At 50.7% G+C, this 17,112-nt stretch carries 13 protein-coding genes, 1 tRNA gene and 1 rRNA gene; 5 read left to right on the top strand and 10 right to left on the bottom strand.

The annotated features are described in order from the left end of the window. Nucleotides 1-96: 96 nt before the first annotated feature. Nucleotides 97-172, bottom strand: a tRNA-Glu gene (locus QUE74_RS23545). Between the two features lie 85 nt (nt 173-257). Continuing rightward, a 16S ribosomal RNA gene (locus QUE74_RS23540) occupies nt 258-1,799 on the bottom strand. Nucleotides 1,800-2,278: 479 nt separating this feature from the next. Here QUE74_RS23540 and QUE74_RS23535 point away from each other — a divergent pair. Both QUE74_RS23535 and mdtD read left to right on the top strand, forming a co-directional pair. After that, nucleotides 2,279-2,971: a FadR/GntR family transcriptional regulator gene (locus QUE74_RS23535; protein ID WP_001131177.1), complete on the top strand. Its 693-nt coding sequence runs from the start codon at nt 2,279-2,281 to the stop codon at nt 2,969-2,971. Between the two features lie 22 nt (nt 2,972-2,993). Then, nucleotides 2,994-4,421, top strand: a complete 1,428-nt coding sequence (mdtD, locus tag QUE74_RS23530) for a multidrug transporter subunit MdtD (RefSeq protein WP_001280834.1) — start codon at nt 2,994-2,996, stop codon at nt 4,419-4,421. On the opposite strand, the gene rbsR is transcribed toward mdtD, so the two are convergent. From rbsR to kup, 7 genes are all read right to left on the bottom strand, one after another. Beyond that, nucleotides 4,387-5,379: a ribose operon transcriptional repressor RbsR gene (gene rbsR / locus QUE74_RS23525; protein ID WP_000224470.1), complete on the bottom strand. Its 993-nt coding sequence runs from the start codon at nt 5,377-5,379 to the stop codon at nt 4,387-4,389. The two genes, mdtD and rbsR, sit on opposite strands and share 35 nt — an antisense overlap. A gap of 3 nt (nt 5,380-5,382) precedes the next feature. Next, complete coding sequence (gene rbsK / locus QUE74_RS23520) at nt 5,383-6,312, bottom strand: ribokinase (protein WP_001361088.1); 930 nt, start codon at nt 6,310-6,312, stop codon at nt 5,383-5,385. 125 nt (nt 6,313-6,437) lie between these two features. Next, nucleotides 6,438-7,328, bottom strand: coding sequence for a ribose ABC transporter substrate-binding protein RbsB (gene rbsB, locus QUE74_RS23515; RefSeq protein ID WP_001056273.1), 891 nt, complete (start codon nt 7,326-7,328; stop codon nt 6,438-6,440). Nucleotides 7,329-7,352: 24 nt separating this feature from the next. Then, nucleotides 7,353-8,318, bottom strand: coding sequence for a ribose ABC transporter permease (gene rbsC / locus QUE74_RS23510; RefSeq protein WP_000211858.1), 966 nt, complete (start codon nt 8,316-8,318; stop codon nt 7,353-7,355). Between the two features lie 4 nt (nt 8,319-8,322). Continuing rightward, nucleotides 8,323-9,828, bottom strand: a complete 1,506-nt coding sequence (gene rbsA, locus QUE74_RS23505) for a ribose ABC transporter ATP-binding protein RbsA (RefSeq protein ID WP_000387771.1) — start codon at nt 9,826-9,828, stop codon at nt 8,323-8,325. Nucleotides 9,829-9,835: 7 nt separating this feature from the next. Then, nucleotides 9,836-10,255: a D-ribose pyranase gene (gene rbsD, locus QUE74_RS23500; RefSeq protein ID WP_001355071.1), complete on the bottom strand. Its 420-nt coding sequence runs from the start codon at nt 10,253-10,255 to the stop codon at nt 9,836-9,838. A 166-nt stretch (nt 10,256-10,421) separates the two neighbouring features. Next, complete coding sequence (gene kup, locus QUE74_RS23495) at nt 10,422-12,290, bottom strand: low affinity potassium transporter Kup (protein ID WP_000102319.1); 1,869 nt, start codon at nt 12,288-12,290, stop codon at nt 10,422-10,424. A 222-nt stretch (nt 12,291-12,512) separates the two neighbouring features. Here kup and ravA point away from each other — a divergent pair, with 222 nt between their 5' ends. Together ravA and viaA are read left to right on the top strand one after the other, a co-directional pair. Then, nucleotides 12,513-14,009: an ATPase RavA gene (gene ravA / locus QUE74_RS23490; protein ID WP_001355070.1), complete on the top strand. Its 1,497-nt coding sequence runs from the start codon at nt 12,513-12,515 to the stop codon at nt 14,007-14,009. Beyond that, a complete protein-coding gene (viaA, locus tag QUE74_RS23485) occupies nt 14,003-15,454 on the top strand; it encodes an ATPase RavA stimulator ViaA (RefSeq protein ID WP_000956610.1) in 1,452 nt (483 codons plus the stop codon). The genes ravA and viaA overlap by 7 nt, the downstream gene beginning before the upstream one ends. A 4-nt stretch (nt 15,455-15,458) precedes the next feature. Here viaA and asnA read toward each other — a convergent pair whose 3' ends face one another. Next, nucleotides 15,459-16,451 (bottom strand): aspartate--ammonia ligase, encoded by a 993-nt coding sequence (gene asnA, locus QUE74_RS23480; RefSeq protein WP_000845090.1) that lies wholly within the window; start codon nt 16,449-16,451, stop codon nt 15,459-15,461. Nucleotides 16,452-16,602: 151 nt separating this feature from the next. On the opposite strand from asnA, the gene asnC reads away from it, so the two are divergent. Further along, on the top strand, nt 16,603-17,061 hold the full coding sequence (asnC, locus tag QUE74_RS23475; protein WP_000432970.1) for a transcriptional regulator AsnC: 459 nt from the start codon (nt 16,603-16,605) through the stop codon (nt 17,059-17,061). The last annotated feature ends 51 nt before the right edge of the window (nt 17,062-17,112 follow it).

The raw sequence follows: 17,112 nt of genomic DNA, 5'->3' as shown, positions 1-17,112 counted from the left end.
TTGATCCAGATTTTTAAAGAGCAAATATCTCAAACATCACCCGAAGATGAGTTTTGAGATATTAAGGCAGGTGACTTTCACTCACAAACCAGCAAGTGGCGTCCCCTAGGGGATTCGAACCCCTGTTACCGCCGTGAAAGGGCGGTGTCCTGGGCCTCTAGACGAAGGGGACGTATCAGTCTGCTTCGCAAGACGCCTTGCTTTTCACTTTCTATCAGACAATCTGTGTGAGCACTGCAAAGCACAGTTCTTTAAGGTAAGGAGGTGATCCAACCGCAGGTTCCCCTACGGTTACCTTGTTACGACTTCACCCCAGTCATGAATCACAAAGTGGTAAGCGCCCTCCCGAAGGTTAAGCTACCTACTTCTTTTGCAACCCACTCCCATGGTGTGACGGGCGGTGTGTACAAGGCCCGGGAACGTATTCACCGTGGCATTCTGATCCACGATTACTAGCGATTCCGACTTCATGGAGTCGAGTTGCAGACTCCAATCCGGACTACGACGCACTTTATGAGGTCCGCTTGCTCTCGCGAGGTCGCTTCTCTTTGTATGCGCCATTGTAGCACGTGTGTAGCCCTGGTCGTAAGGGCCATGATGACTTGACGTCATCCCCACCTTCCTCCAGTTTATCACTGGCAGTCTCCTTTGAGTTCCCGGCCGGACCGCTGGCAACAAAGGATAAGGGTTGCGCTCGTTGCGGGACTTAACCCAACATTTCACAACACGAGCTGACGACAGCCATGCAGCACCTGTCTCACGGTTCCCGAAGGCACATTCTCATCTCTGAAAACTTCCGTGGATGTCAAGACCAGGTAAGGTTCTTCGCGTTGCATCGAATTAAACCACATGCTCCACCGCTTGTGCGGGCCCCCGTCAATTCATTTGAGTTTTAACCTTGCGGCCGTACTCCCCAGGCGGTCGACTTAACGCGTTAGCTCCGGAAGCCACGCCTCAAGGGCACAACCTCCAAGTCGACATCGTTTACGGCGTGGACTACCAGGGTATCTAATCCTGTTTGCTCCCCACGCTTTCGCACCTGAGCGTCAGTCTTCGTCCAGGGGGCCGCCTTCGCCACCGGTATTCCTCCAGATCTCTACGCATTTCACCGCTACACCTGGAATTCTACCCCCCTCTACGAGACTCAAGCTTGCCAGTATCAGATGCAGTTCCCAGGTTGAGCCCGGGGATTTCACATCTGACTTAACAAACCGCCTGCGTGCGCTTTACGCCCAGTAATTCCGATTAACGCTTGCACCCTCCGTATTACCGCGGCTGCTGGCACGGAGTTAGCCGGTGCTTCTTCTGCGGGTAACGTCAATGAGCAAAGGTATTAACTTTACTCCCTTCCTCCCCGCTGAAAGTACTTTACAACCCGAAGGCCTTCTTCATACACGCGGCATGGCTGCATCAGGCTTGCGCCCATTGTGCAATATTCCCCACTGCTGCCTCCCGTAGGAGTCTGGACCGTGTCTCAGTTCCAGTGTGGCTGGTCATCCTCTCAGACCAGCTAGGGATCGTCGCCTAGGTGAGCCGTTACCCCACCTACTAGCTAATCCCATCTGGGCACATCCGATGGCAAGAGGCCCGAAGGTCCCCCTCTTTGGTCTTGCGACATTATGCGGTATTAGCTACCGTTTCCAGTAGTTATCCCCCTCCATCAGGCAGTTTCCCAGACATTACTCACCCGTCCGCCACTCGTCAGCGAATCAGCAAGCTGATTCCTGTTACCGTTCGACTTGCATGTGTTAGGCCTGCCGCCAGCGTTCAATCTGAGCCATGATCAAACTCTTCAATTTAAAAGTTTGATGCTCAAAGAATTAAACTTCGTAATGAATTACGTGTTCACTCTTGAGACTTGGTATTCATTTTTCGTCTTGCGACGTTAAGAATCCGTATCTTCGAGTGCCCACACAGATTGTCTGATAAATTGTTAAAGAGCAGTGCCGCTTCGCTTTTTCTCAGCGGCGCGGGGTGTGCATAATACGCTTTCCCGCTTCAGAGTCAAGCATTTTTTTGCTTTTCTCTGTCGAGATTCTCAGAAGAATCTCGCTGACCCGGCGGCGTGTTTGCCGTTGTTCCGTGTCAGTGGTGGCGCATTATAGGGAGTTATTCCGGCCTGACAAGAGGAAATTTAAAATAATTTCCCGACCGCGCATTTTTTCAGCAAAAACCCCGTTAATGTGCCATAAAACAAGCAATTTGCCGTTTTTGCAACCGTAATCACACTTCCTGGTGGCATACTAAAGAGGAATAAAAAGAAAAAGGAAAATTAGTAATGCCTTTAAGCGCACAACAGTTAGCTGCACAGAAAAACCTTTCGTATGTTCTGGCTGAGAAGCTGGCGCAACGGATCTTAAAAGGTGAATATGAACCCGGCACCATTTTGCCTGGTGAGATTGAGCTGGGCGAGCAATTTGGAGTGAGTCGTACAGCGGTACGCGAAGCGGTTAAAACGTTAACGGCAAAAGGGATGGTTTTACCGCGACCACGAATTGGTACCCGGGTCATGCCACAATCAAACTGGAATTTTCTTGATCAGGAATTGCTTACCTGGTGGATGACAGAAGAGAACTTTCATCAGGTCATCGATCACTTTCTGGTTATGCGTATCTGTCTGGAGCCGCAAGCTTGCCTACTGGCTGCAACGGTTGGCACCGCGGAACAGAAGGCGCATCTCAATACGTTAATGGCCGAAATGGTGGCATTAAAAGAGAACTTTCGCCGTGAACGCTGGATTGAGGTCGATATGGCCTGGCATGAGCATATCTATGAAATGAGCGCCAATCCGTTTTTGACCTCATTCGCCTCGCTCTTCCATTCGGTTTATCACACTTACTTCACGTCAATTACCAGCGACACAGTGATAAAGCTGGATCTGCACCAGGCGATTGTTGATGCGATTATCCAAAGCGATGGCGACGCGGCATTTAAAGCTTGTCAGGCGCTGCTACGCTCACCTGATAAGTGACACCCCGATAACAGGACATTGAATGAGCGATAAAAAGAAGCGCAGTATGGCGGGTTTGCCGTGGATCGCGGCGATGGCCTTCTTCATGCAGGCACTTGATGCCACTATTCTGAATACCGCCTTACCCGCAATCGCTCATAGCCTTAATCGTTCTCCTCTCGCGATGCAATCAGCCATCATCAGTTACACGCTGACGGTGGCGATGCTTATTCCGGTAAGCGGATGGCTAGCCGATCGCTTCGGTACGCGTCGCATATTTACCCTTGCCGTGAGTCTGTTCACATTGGGTTCTCTGGCCTGCGCACTTTCTAACTCGCTACCACAGCTGGTTGTCTTCCGGGTTATTCAGGGGATAGGTGGCGCAATGATGATGCCTGTTGCTCGGCTGGCCTTACTGCGTGCTTATCCTCGTAATGAGCTTCTTCCTGTATTGAATTTTGTCGCCATGCCGGGTCTGGTGGGGCCAATTTTAGGCCCCGTACTTGGCGGCGTGCTGGTCACCTGGGCAACCTGGCACTGGATATTTTTAATCAATATCCCCATAGGTATTGCCGGCCTTCTTTACGCGCGCAAACATATGCCCAATTTCACCACCGCACGACGCAGATTCGATATCACTGGCTTTTTGCTGTTTGGCCTCAGCCTTGTTCTCTTCTCAAGCGGAATAGAGCTATTCGGTGAAAAGATTGTCGCCAGTTGGATTGCCTTGACGGTAATTGTCACCAGCATCGGGTTACTGCTTCTCTATATTCTCCATGCACGACACACGCTAAACCCATTAATTTCATTAGATTTATTTAAAACCCGCACTTTCTCGATCGGTATAGTAGGCAATATTGCAACCCGTCTGGGGACCGGCTGTGTACCGTTCCTTATGCCATTGATGTTACAGGTAGGATTTGGTTATCAGGCGTTTATTGCCGGCTGTATGATGGCACCGACAGCATTAGGTTCCATTATTGCAAAATCGATGGTTACCCAAGTCTTACGTCGTCTGGGCTATCGCCATACGTTAGTGGGGATCACGGTAATTATTGGGCTAATGATCGCTCAGTTCTCTTTGCAATCACCAGCAATGGCGATATGGATGCTGATCTTGCCGTTATTTATATTAGGGATGGCTATGTCGACGCAATTTACCGCGATGAATACCATCACACTTGCCGATCTGACCGATGACAACGCCAGCAGCGGTAACAGTGTTCTGGCGGTCACGCAGCAACTGTCTATCAGTTTAGGCGTTGCTGTAAGTGCGGCCGTCCTTCGCGTTTATGAAGGGATGGAAGGCACAACGACTGTCGAACAATTCCACTATACGTTTATCACAATGGGCATTATTACTGTTGCTTCAGCAGCAATGTTCATGCTTCTGAAAACAACCGATGGTAATAATTTGATCAAAAGACAGCGTAAATCTAAGCCGAACCGCGTTCCATCAGAATCGGAGTAAGTTGTAATCGTTGTTGCTGAAGGGTCGGCTGGGTTATCCGATGGATGAGTACATCAATCGCCAGCTCCCCCAGTTCATCTTTCGGTTGATGGATAGTGGTTAATGGTGGCGTCATAAAGCTTGCCAGTTCGATATCGTCATAGCCAATCACCGCGATATCCTGCGGAACCTGTAACTCTGCCTGATATAGCGCCTGGTAAACGCCAACAGCCATAGCGTCATTTCCGGTAAAGACGGCCTGAGGACGCAGCGGATGTGATAACAGTTGGCGCATAGCGTCAAACCCACCGTTAAATTCAAAATCACCCGTAACTTCATAACCATCGGGAATGTTGAGACCAGCTCTCTTCATCGCCGCCCGATAACCTTCTAACCGCAGGCGCGCCGGTGTTTTATCCAGCGGGCCAGTAATACAAGCAATACGGGTATGACCTTTATCGATCAGATATTGCGTTGCTAAGTCTCCGCCCAGCAACGAGTTATCCTGAATAAGATCGCTGTCGCCGTCGAACGGTGCCCAGTCCATCATCACGGTAGGCACTGTCGGATAACGTTGCATGATTTCACGCGAAGGCTGATGCGTTTCGGTGCACAGTAACAGCAAGCCATCAACGCGTTTTTGCATCAGCGTTTCCAGATTGCGATTCATCCGCTGTTCATCGCCTTCGGTATTGCAAAGGACAAGACTATAACCGCGTTCGAAGCAGCTGCGTTCAACGCCACGCACCAGTTCAGAATAGAAAGGATTGGTACTGGCAGTGATCAACATGCCAATAGTATGTGTTTGATTGAGTTTGAGGCTACGCGCCAGAGCTGATGGCGCGTAATTGAGTTCTTTAATCGCCGCTTCAACTTTGGCGGTAATCGCTTCACTGACGAAGCGATCTTTATTGATAACGTGAGAAACTGTTGAGGTAGAAACGCCCGCCAGGCGGGCAACATCTTTCATTGTAGCCAAGCGTCACCTCTGCCTGTCTAAAAATGCGTCGATCTCTTCACGCCACGGTACGGAAGGTTGTGCGCCTTTACGTGTTACGGCAATCGCAGCGGCGGCATGGGCAAAACGAATCGCCTCTGGCAATGGTTTTTCTTCCAGCAACGCCGTGATTAACGCGCCGTTAAAAGTATCTCCGGCAGCAATGGTATCGACAGCCTGCACCCGGAATCCAGGAACGCGCTGACCTTCACCATTCACGCTAGCCCACACACCACGACTTCCTAAGGTGATCAGTACGGTACGGATACCTTTTTCATGCAGTACCTGCGCGGCCTTCGCTGCATCTTCATCATTTTCAACGCGAATACCGGTGAGCTTTTCTGCTTCCGTTTCATTTGGCGTAATAATGTCCACCAGAGCCAGCAGTTCGTCAGGAAGTTCACGAGCCGGAGCTGGGTTAAGCGCAACGATAGTCTTATTTTGATGGGCGATTTTCGCCGCTGCCATCACACTTTCGAGTGGTGATTCCAGCTGCATTAATAATGCCGATGCGTTAGCAATACGCTCACGTTGCGCCTCCACCAACGCAGGGGAAAGGGCTGCGTTAGCGCCGGCATGAATACCAATGACATTCTCACCTTCGCCATTAACAAAAATCAGCGCCACACCTGTTGATTCGCCTTTGATCACGCTCACCGGAGAAATATCGATGTTATCAGTGGCGAGCTGCTGGCGAACGCTCTCACCAATACTGTCATCACCCGTACAGGCAATAAACGCGATATTCGCACCGCTACGCCCAGCAGCCACAGCCTGATTAGCGCCTTTGCCGCCAAATGCAACCTGATAGTGATTACCGGTTACGGTTTCGCCTGGAGTAGGAAAAGATTGAAGATTAAGAATGTGGTCAGCATTAATGCTGCCAAGAACAACGAGGCTGCCTGCGTTTTGCATATTCGGGATGTCCATAAAATGCGCCACCGTGTTAGGGTGGCGCGTGCCCTGCTTTTCTTTATTTTACACGTTCATCTGTCGATGACGTATTTATGTCACCATCAGGTCATACAACCTGATTAAAACTACTGCTTAACAACCAGTTTCAGATCAACCGGATACTTAGCCTGAACTTTCTCGCCTTTCAGCACTTTATCGGCGGTTTCGACGCCTTTCGCGCCAATCTGATCGGGTAGCTGAGCGATAGTCGCTGCTAGTTTGCCATCATTCACCGCTTTTTCGCCATCCGGTGTACCGTCAAATCCGACGACCATCACATCCGATTTACCAGCAGTTTGCAGTGCGCGCAGCGCGCCCAGCGCCATTTCATCATTCTGCGCGAACACAGCCTGAACATCCGGATGAGCGGTCAACAGGTTCTGCATTACGTTCAAACCTTTGGTGCGGTCAAAGTCCGCTGGCTGGCTGGCAAGAACATTAAACTTGTGAGCAGCAACGGCCTGCTGGAAACCTTCGCCACGCTCACGAGCTGCGGAGGTACCGGCAATGCCTTGCAGCTCGATAACTTTGGCACCTTCACCCGCTTTCTTCGCGATATAATCACCCGCGATTTTGCCGCCCAGTACGTTATCAGAAGCAATGTGGCTCACCACTTCACCTTTCGTGGCCTGGCGGTCAAGAGTGATAACCGGAATGTTCGCCTGGTTAGCCATCTTCACAGCATTACCCACTGCGTCGGAGTCGGTCGGGTTAATCAGCAGAATTTTGGTGCCGCGAACAGTTAAGTCCTGCACGTTCGCCAGCTCTTTCGCCGGATTGTTCTGGGAGTCCAGCACCACCAGGTTATAGCCGAGTTTATCCGCCTCTTTCTGCGCACCATCTTTCAGCGATACAAAGAACGGGTTGTTAAGCGTGGAAACCACCAGCGCGATGGTGTCTTTTGCCATCGCATTCGCACTGACGGTGGCGCTTAGCGCAACAGCGGAAACCAGGGTAGCCAGTTTTTTCATGTTCATATTCAAGATGTCCTGTAGTCGTTATTACTGTTTTTTGTTGTCTACCAGCACCGCCAGCAAAATCACCACCGCTTTGACGATCATCTGGTAATAGGAGGAAACACCTAACAAATTCAATCCATTATTAAGGAAGCCAAGAATTAATGCGCCGATCAACGTCCCAACAATGCGACCTTTTCCGCCCGCCAGACTCGTACCGCCCAGAACCACCGCAGCAATTGCATCCAGCTCATAGCCAGTCCCCGCCGTGGGTTGTGCGGAGGAGAGACGCGCCACTTCAATGATCCCGGCCAGCGATGCCAGCAGACCACAAAGAGAATAGACGATGATTTTGATTTTATTGACGTTGATACCAGAAAGACGCGTAGCCGCTTCGTTGCCGCCCAGCGCGTAGATGTAACGCCCCAAACGTGTGTGATGCAGCATGTACCAGGCCGCGAGGAACACAATCCCCATGATCCAGACTGGCGTCGGTACGCCCAGCGGACGACCAATACCAAACCAGCCGAACAGATCGGCGTTCTCAGTAAAGCCGGTATTCACTGGGCTACCGTTGGTATAAACCATGGTCACGCCGCGCAGTAAAAGCATCATAACCAGCGTAGCGATAAACGCCTGGACGCGACCTTTCGCTACAATCACCCCGGTTACCGCACCAATAGCGGCACCTAACGCGAGAGCGGCAGCGACAGCCACCAGCGCATTGACTTCAATGCCGACGATAGATGCAGCTACTGCGCCAGTCAGCGCCAACAGAGAACCTACTGACAAGTCGATGCCCGACGTCAGGATCACCAGCGTCATCCCGACCGCCATAATGGCATTCACCGAGGTTTGCTGGAGAATATTGAATAAGTTATTGATGGTGAAAAAGTTCGGGCTTAACGTCGAGACAATCGCGATCAGCACCAGCAGAGCGATAAGCGATTTCTGCTCCATCAGCCACGCTTTCGTGAAATAACGGCGACCAGAGACAGTCTGGGTTGTCATTTTTTTACTCCTGATTCACGCGATTAAGCTTGCCCACAGCGGCAGCCATTAACACTTCCTGGGTGGCCTGCTCACGAGTAAATTCCCCGCTGAGATGCCCTTCATGCATGACGATGATGCGATCGCTCATGCCTAATACTTCTGGCATCTCCGATGACACCAGAATGATGCTCAAGCCATCGGCTTTGAACTGGTTAATCAGTTGATAGATCTCTTTTTTCGCACCAACATCTACGCCACGGGTAGGTTCATCAAGAATCAACACTTTGGGGCGTGTCATCAGTCCACGGGCAATCGCCACTTTTTGCTGATTGCCACCGGAGAGCAAACCAATTGCCTGTTCCATCGACGGCGTTTTCACATTAAACAGACGAATAAAATCACTCACTGCCTGCTGTTCATCGGCATGCTTCAAACTGCCGCCAGTACGGCTAAAGTAACGCAGCGCAGTCAGCGACATATTCTCTTTGACTGACATACCCAGCACTAAACCGTCACGTTTGCGGTCTTCGGAGATATACACAATGCCGTTTGCCAGGCCATCCTGCGGTGAACGGGTAACGACTTCATGCCCATCCAGAGTGACGTAACCGCTGGTGCGCGGCAGTGCGCCGTAGAGCACTTTCATCAGTTCAGTACGACCTGCGCCCATCAAACCAGAGACGCCAAGAATTTCACCTTTGCGTAAGGTAAATGAAACATCATTAACGCCAGGTCCGCAGAGATTATCGACTTTCAGGCGGATATCGCCCGGCGCTTTGTCCAGGTGTGGATATTGATCTTCCAGCTTGCGGCCCACCATCATCTCAATCAGCGAATCTTCGGTCAGTGATGCCACTTCGCGCTCAGCAATAAATTGCCCGTCACGAAAAACAGTAACGTCATCGCAAATTTCGAAGATTTCTTTCATGCGGTGGGAGATATAGACAATACCGCGGCCTTGCGATTTCAGCTCGCGGATGACGCGGAACAAGGATTCGGTTTCGGTATCGGTCAGTGCATCGGTCGGTTCATCCATAATGATGACTTTCGACTCAAAGCTCAGCACTTTGGCAATTTCAACCATTTGCTGGTCACCGATGGAAAGATCGCCCACCAGCTTGTCACTTTTAAAACGCAGGTTAAGTTTAGCCAGCAATTTATCCGCTTCGGCATACATGGTTTTCCAGTCAATTTTGCCAAAGCGATTAACAAACTCACGACCGAGGAAAATGTTTTCGGCAATGGTTAACTGCGGGATCAGGTTCAGTTCCTGATGGATGATTCCAATGCCGGCTTCCTGGGATGATTTCGGTCCGGTAAACGTCGTTTCTTTCCCCAGCCATAAAAGCGTACCGGCATCGCGAGTATAGATACCAGTAAGCACTTTCATCATGGTGGATTTACCCGCGCCGTTTTCGCCCACCAGCGCCATCACGCGGCCAGGATAGACATTTAACGCTGCGCCCGAGAGGGCTTTTACGCCCGGGAAGGCTTTATCGATGCCTTTAAGCTGAAGTAATGCTTCCATGACGGCCTCAGAACGTCACGCCAGCATAGAGAATGATATTCGCATACGGAGAACATTCTCCGCTGCGAATTACCGCCTGACTTTCTGCGGTTTGTTGTTTGAATTGTTCATGCGTGGTGTAACGAATTTCAATGGTATTTCCCTGGTGTTTTTGCAGCTGCTCAAGGTGAGTGAGCAACGTTTCGTGGAGTTGCGGATTATGTTGTTTGATCTCTTCCGCGATAATGGCAGCCTCGACCTGCATTTCATTTGTGACGACGCCCAGCACCTGCATAAAAGAAGGTACCCCCTGGGTTAATGCCATATCGATACGCGTTGTACTTTTGGGGATGGGTAAACCAGCATCACACACCACCAGCGTATCGGTATGTCCCAGACGGGAGATCACCGAAGAAATATCAGAATTAAGAACGGTGCCTTTTTTCATTTTTTTCTCCATCAGCGAAACGTTTCGCTGACCCGCAGTTTAATCCTGACTGAGTTGGGAAAACCATCGTGACGTTACGGAAATGTGATCAACATCGAAACGTTTTACATGGTGATTAACCATGAAAACAAAAACGCCCCCTTATGGAGAAAGGAGGCGTCTGGCGTTAAATTTCGACCTGAGTACCCAGTTCGATAACCCTGTTTGGCGGGATTTCAAATTGATCCGGTGCGCGCAGCGCATTACGTTGCAACAGCAAATACAGCTTGCCGCGCAAACGCAAATACCACGGACGTTTGCCGAGGATCAGTGATTCATGCGACATAAAGAAGGAGGTTTCCATCATCCGGCAACTTAATCCTTCCAGACCACAGCGGTGGAAAACTTCTTCCACGTTTGGCGTTTCCCGCCATCCATAACTTGCCACCACGCGCCAGAAAGTGGGCGACAGTTGTTCAATCTGTACCCGACGGACGTTATGGACATATGGCGCGTCTTCAGTGCGCAGAGTTAACAGAATCACCCGCTCATGCAACACCTTGTTATGTTTCAGGTTATGCATCAGTGCAAAGGGAATGACGTTGATTGCACGCGACATATACACCGCGGTCCCTGGCACGCGAACGGGCGGTGATTTCTCCAGCGAAGCAATCATCGCTTCCAGAGAGTTGCCATGTTCATGCATCCGCCGCAGCAAGCGGAAACGCTCGCTCTTCCAGGTCGTCATCACGATAAACATTACCGTACCGAGACTCAGTGGCAACCAGCCGCCTGATAGCAGTTTATCGAGGTTAGCGGTGAACAATGGAATATCAACACAAAGGAAAGCAATCAGGATCAGCGCAACAAAATACTTATTCCAGTGCCAGTTCTGACGTGCCACGGTAGTTGAGAGAATAGACGTCAGTACCATGGTTCCGGTCACCGCAATCCCGTACGCCGCCGCCAGGTTGCTGGAGTGCTCAAAGCTGACAATCACAATCACGACCGCGACATAGAGCATCCAGTTCACAAACGGAATATAGATTTGCCCAGACTCCATTTCGGAGGTGTGAATAATGCGCATCGGCGACAAATATCCCAGACGTACGGCCTGACGCGTCAATGAGAAGACGCCAGAGATAACTGCCTGCGAGGCAATTACCGTCGCCAGTGCGGCGATGATCAGCAGCGGGATCAGCGCCCAGTCCGGTGCCAACAGGAAGAACGGGTTCTTAATCGCTTCCGGGTTCTTTAACAACAGAGCGCCCTGGCCAAAGTAATTAAGAGTTAATGAAGGCAATACGACGGTGAACCACGCCAGGCGAATCGGGAACTTACCAAAGTGCCCCATATCAGCGTACAGCGCCTCGACACCGGTAATCGACAGCACCACTGCCCCTAACGCAATAAACGAAACCGTTTTATATTCAAGGAAGAAATGCACCGCCCACATCGGATTCAGCGCATGCAGCACTTCTGGGTTAGCAATAATGCTACGCAACCCCAGTCCCGCCAGAATCAAAAACCAGGTCAGCATGATAGGCGCAAACAGCTTACCGACCATAGCAGTGCCATGTTTTTGAATCATAAACAGTAAAGTCAGAACGATGATTGAGAGGGGAACTATCCAGGTATCCAGCTGCGGGGCGACGATTTCCAGACCTTCAATGGCAGACATCACCGAAATAGCGGGTGTAATGACGACTTCACCATAGAAAAAGCTGCCGCCGATTAATCCCATAATCACCAGCATTGATGTGGTTCGCGCCGACGTATTGCGTCCGGCAAGCGACATCAACGTCAGAATGCCCCCTTCCCCGGCGTTATCTGCCCGCATCACGAAGGTGAGATATTTAATGGAAACCACAAAGATTAGCAGCCAGAAGATCAGCGATAAAAAGCCAAACACGGCATCGCGTTCAACGCCAAAACCAAACTGGCCGGACAAACATTCACGAAGTGTATATAACGGGCTGGTACCAATATCGCCGTAGACAACTCCAATCGCCGCGAGGGTAATCGCGGGCAACGATTGCTTATTATCAGTGCTCATAGACTAGTCTTTCGTTGAAATATGAAATGTGTGCTTAGTCCCTTGGCCCACAAAAAAGCGCACAGTATGCACGATTAACGACAAAATCGTACTCCTAAATGCGGCCACATTAACCTGGCTCAAAGAAAAATAGACCTCTTTTGAGACTATTTTAGCCACCAGCAAGAAACGTCTATACTCGCAATTTACGCAGAACTTTTGACGAAAGGACGCCACTTCATTATGGCTCACCCTCATTTATTAGCGGAAAGAATTTCCCGCCTGAGCAGTTCGTTGGAAAAGGGGCTTTATGAACGTAGCCACGCCATCCGCTTGTGTTTATTAGCGGCATTAAGTGGTGAAAGTGTGTTCCTCCTTGGCCCGCCAGGCATTGCCAAAAGTTTGATCGCCCGGCGCTTAAAATTCGCCTTTCAGAATGCCCGTGCGTTTGAATATCTGATGACCCGCTTCTCCACGCCGGAAGAAGTTTTTGGTCCCCTTTCCATTCAGGCGCTAAAAGATGAAGGGCGCTATGAACGTTTAACCAGCGGTTACCTGCCAGAAGCAGAAATCGTCTTTCTGGATGAGATCTGGAAAGCGGGCCCGGCAATTCTTAATACCTTGCTCACCGCCATTAACGAGCGCCAGTTCCGCAACGGTGCACACGTAGAAAAAATCCCGATGCGTCTGCTGGTGGCGGCCTCCAACGAGCTGCCGGAAGCAGACAGCAGTCTGGAAGCGTTATATGACCGCATGCTGATTCGTCTGTGGTTAGATAAAGTGCAGGATAAAGCGAATTTCCGCTCCATGCTGACCAGTCAACAGGATGAAAATGACAATCCGGTTCCTGCCTCCTTGCAGGTCACTGATGAAGAATATGAACGCTGGCAGAAAGAGATTGGTGAAATTACGCTGCCCGATCATGTATTTGAGCTGATTTTTATGCTGCGCCAGCAACTGGATAAATTACCGGATGCGCCTTATGTCTCGGATCGTCGCTGGAAAAAAGCGATCCGCTTATTGCAGGCCAGCGCCTTTTTTAGCGGTCGCAGTGCTGTTGCCCCGGTAGATCTCATTTTGCTGAAAGATTGCCTGTGGTATGACGCGCAAAGCCTGAATTTGATACAACAACAAATTGATGTATTGATGACCGGTCATGCCTGGCAACAGCAAGGGATGTTGACCCGCCTGGGCGCGATTGTGCAACGTCACCTGCAACTACAGCAGCAACAAAGCGATAAAACAGCCTTAACGGTAATTCGTCTGGGCGGCATTTTCAGCCGTCGTCAGCAGTATCAACTCCCTGTTAACATTACTGCTTCCACTCTGACTCTGCTGCTGCAAAAACCGTTAAAACTGCATGATATGGAAGTGGTTCATATCTCCTTTGAGCGTAGCGCGCTGGAACAGTGGCTGAGCAGAGGTGGTGAAATTCGCGGCAAACTGAACGGTATCGGCTTTGCCCAGAAACTGAATCTGGAAGTTGATAGCGCCCAACATCTTGTCGTACGCGATGTAAGTTTACAAGGCAGTACGCTGGCACTTCCCGGTTCATCGGCTGAAGGTCTGCCAGGTGAAATAAAACAACAACTGGAAGAGCTTGAAAGCGACTGGCGCAAGCAACACGCTTTATTCAGCGAACAGCAAAAATGTCTGTTTATCCCTGGCGACTGGTTAGGTCGCATTGAAGCCAGCCTACAGGATGTCGGCACCCAGATTCGCCAGGCACAACAATGCTAACGCTGGATACGCTTAATGTGATGCTGGCCGTCAGCGAAGAGGGATTGATCGAAGAGATGATCATCGCGCTGCTGGCCTCACCGCAGCTGGCAGTCTTCTTTGAAAAATTCCCACGACTGAAGGCGGCAATCACTGATGATGTTCCCCGCTGGCGTGAGGCGCTGCGCAGTCGGCTGAAAGATGCCCGAGTCCCGCCGGAACTCACCGAAGAGGTGATGTGCTATCAGGAAAGCCAGCTCCTCTCCACGCCGCAGTTTATTGTGCAGCTACCACAGATCCTGGACTTACTGCATCGTCTGAATTCCCCATGGGCAGAACAAGCCCGACAGTTGGTTGATGCTAACAGCACGATCACTTCAGCGTTACACACACTTTTTCTCCAGCGTTGGCGTTTAAGTCTGATCGTGCAAGCAACGACGTTAAATCAACAGCTATTAGAAGAAGAACGCGAACAACTGTTGAGTGAAGTTCAGGAACGCATGACGCTGAGCGGGCAACTTGAACCGATTCTCGCAGATAATAATACCGCAGCTGGTCGTCTGTGGGATATGAGCGCCGGTCAGCTTAAACGTGGCGACTATCAGTTGATTGTGAAATACGGTGAATTTCTTAACGAACAGCCGGAACTGAAACGACTGGCAGACCAACTGGGGCGTTCCCGGGAAGCCAAATCGATACCCCGTAACGATGCGCAGATGGAAACCTTCCGTACCATGGTGCGCGAACCGGCGACCGTTCCTGAGCAGGTTGATGGACTGCAACAAAGCGACGATATTTTACGCCTTCTACCACCGGAATTGGCGACGCTGGGGATAACGGAACTGGAATATGAGTTTTATCGTCGGCTGGTGGAAAAACAATTGCTCACCTATCGCCTTCACGGTGAGTCGTGGCGTGAAAAAGTTATCGAACGCCCGGTAGTTCATAAAGATTACGACGAACAGCCGCGCGGACCGTTTATTGTCTGCGTGGATACTTCCGGCTCAATGGGCGGCTTTAATGAACAGTGTGCGAAAGCGTTCTGTCTGGCATTGATGCGCATAGCCCTCGCTGAAAATCGTCGCTGCTTTATTATGTTATTTTCCACCGAGATCGTCCGTTATGAGCTTTCAGGCCCACAAGGCATCGAACAAGCAATCCGTTTTTTAAGCCAGCAGTTTCGTGGCGGTACCGATCTTGCCAGTTGTTTCCGCGCCATTATGGAACGCTTGCAAAGTCGGGAGTGGTTTGACGCCGATGCGGTGGTGATTTCTGATTTTATCGCCCAGCGGTTGCCTGACGACGTGACGAGCAAAGTGAAAGAGTTGCAGCGGGTACATCAGCATCGCTTTCATGCCGTGGCGATGTCGGCACATGGCAAACCCGGCATCATGCGCATTTTCGATCATATCTGGCGCTTTGATACCGGGATGCGAAGCCGCCTGCTCAGACGCTGGCGGCGATAAACAATTACAGCAGAGAAGGGACGCTCTCGCGAACAGCTGCCGGCCATACACCACACTGAACCTGGCCGATATGTGGCAGTTGCAGCAGCAGCATGGTCAAACGAGACTGCCCGATACCGCCGCCGATGGTCTGCGGCATTTCACCGCGCAGCAGCGCCTGATGCCACTCCAGCTGCAGACGATCTTCATCACCGGTCAGCGCCAGCTGATGTTTCAACGTATCGGCATCCACGCGGATCCCCATGGAAGAAAGCTCAAACGCATCTTCCAGTACCGGGTTCCATACCAGAATATCGCCGTTCAGACCCGCATGGCCCAGCTCTGACGGGGTGCTCCAGTCATCATAATCCGGTGCGCGCACGTCGTGACGATGACCATCACTCAACTTGCCGCCAATCCCGACGAGGAATACAGCGCCAAGATCTTTCGCAATCGCCCGCTCACGTCCTTTGGCATCGAGATCCGGATAACGAGCCAGTAACTCCTGGCTGTGTACGAAGTGGATCTGATCCGGCAGGAACGGTGCCAGGCCAAACTCTTCGCTAACTGCAGCTTCGGTTGCTTTAATTCCCGCCCAGATCGCCTCTACCGTGCTTTTCAGAGTCGAGAATTGACGCTCGCCGTCGCCCATTACGCGCTCCCAGTCCCACTGGTCTACATAGATCGAGTGCAGCGGGGAAAGACGGTCTTCATCGGGGCGAAGGGCTTTCATGTGCGTGTATAGCCCTTCGCCCGCGCTGAAGTCATGTTGCCCTAAGGTCTGACGTTTCCACTTCGCCAGTGAATGAACCACTTCGAACTGGGCATCAGGCAGAGCTTTCACTTTTACCTGCACCGCTTTTTCACAGCCCGACAAGTTATCCTGCGTGCCATCCCCCACACGGCTAAGAATCGGCGCCTGGACTTCGATCAGCCCCAGACGTTCTTCCAGTTGACGAGAAAAGTGAGATTTCACGAAGCTAATTTGACGTTGTTTGGCAATGTAAGCGGTTTTCATTTTTTATACTCCTGCGTCCTGTTGCTTATGATTAAGCAACAAAAACCGACACACATGCAATAATCATTCAATAAAAAGCCTCACACACTTTTGATTCATTAAAAAAGAAGGCTAAAATAGAGTGATTCTTCAATCTGCATAAGAAAATCCTATGGAAAATTATCTGATCGACAATCTGGACCGCGGCATCCTGGAAGCATTAATGGGTAATGCGCGTACCGCTTACGCCGAACTGGCGAAACAATTTGGCGTCAGTCCGGGGACGATTCACGTTCGTGTAGAGAAAATGAAGCAGGCGGGGATCATTACCGGGGCACGTATTGATGTCAGCCCGAAGCAGCTCGGTTATGACGTAGGCTGCTTTATCGGCATTATATTAAAGAGCGCCAAAGACTATCCTTCCGCGCTGGCAAAGCTGGAAAGCCTCGATGAAGTCACTGAAGCCTATTACACAACTGGCCACTACAGCATCTTTATCAAAGTGATGTGCCGTTCGATCGATGCTCTCCAGCATGTACTTATCAACAAGATCCAAACAATTGATGAAATTCAGTCCACTGAGACACTGATCGTCCTGCAGAACCCGATCATGCGTACCATTAAGCCATGATCGGCTTTTTTAATCCCATACTTTTCCACAGGTAGATCCCAACGCGTTCAC

This window comes from Escherichia sp. 10290, assembly GCF_030295155.1.
Taxonomy (GTDB): Bacteria; Pseudomonadota; Gammaproteobacteria; order Enterobacterales; family Enterobacteriaceae; genus Escherichia; species Escherichia coli_F.
This window is presented reverse-complemented; position numbering and strand designations above follow the sequence as displayed.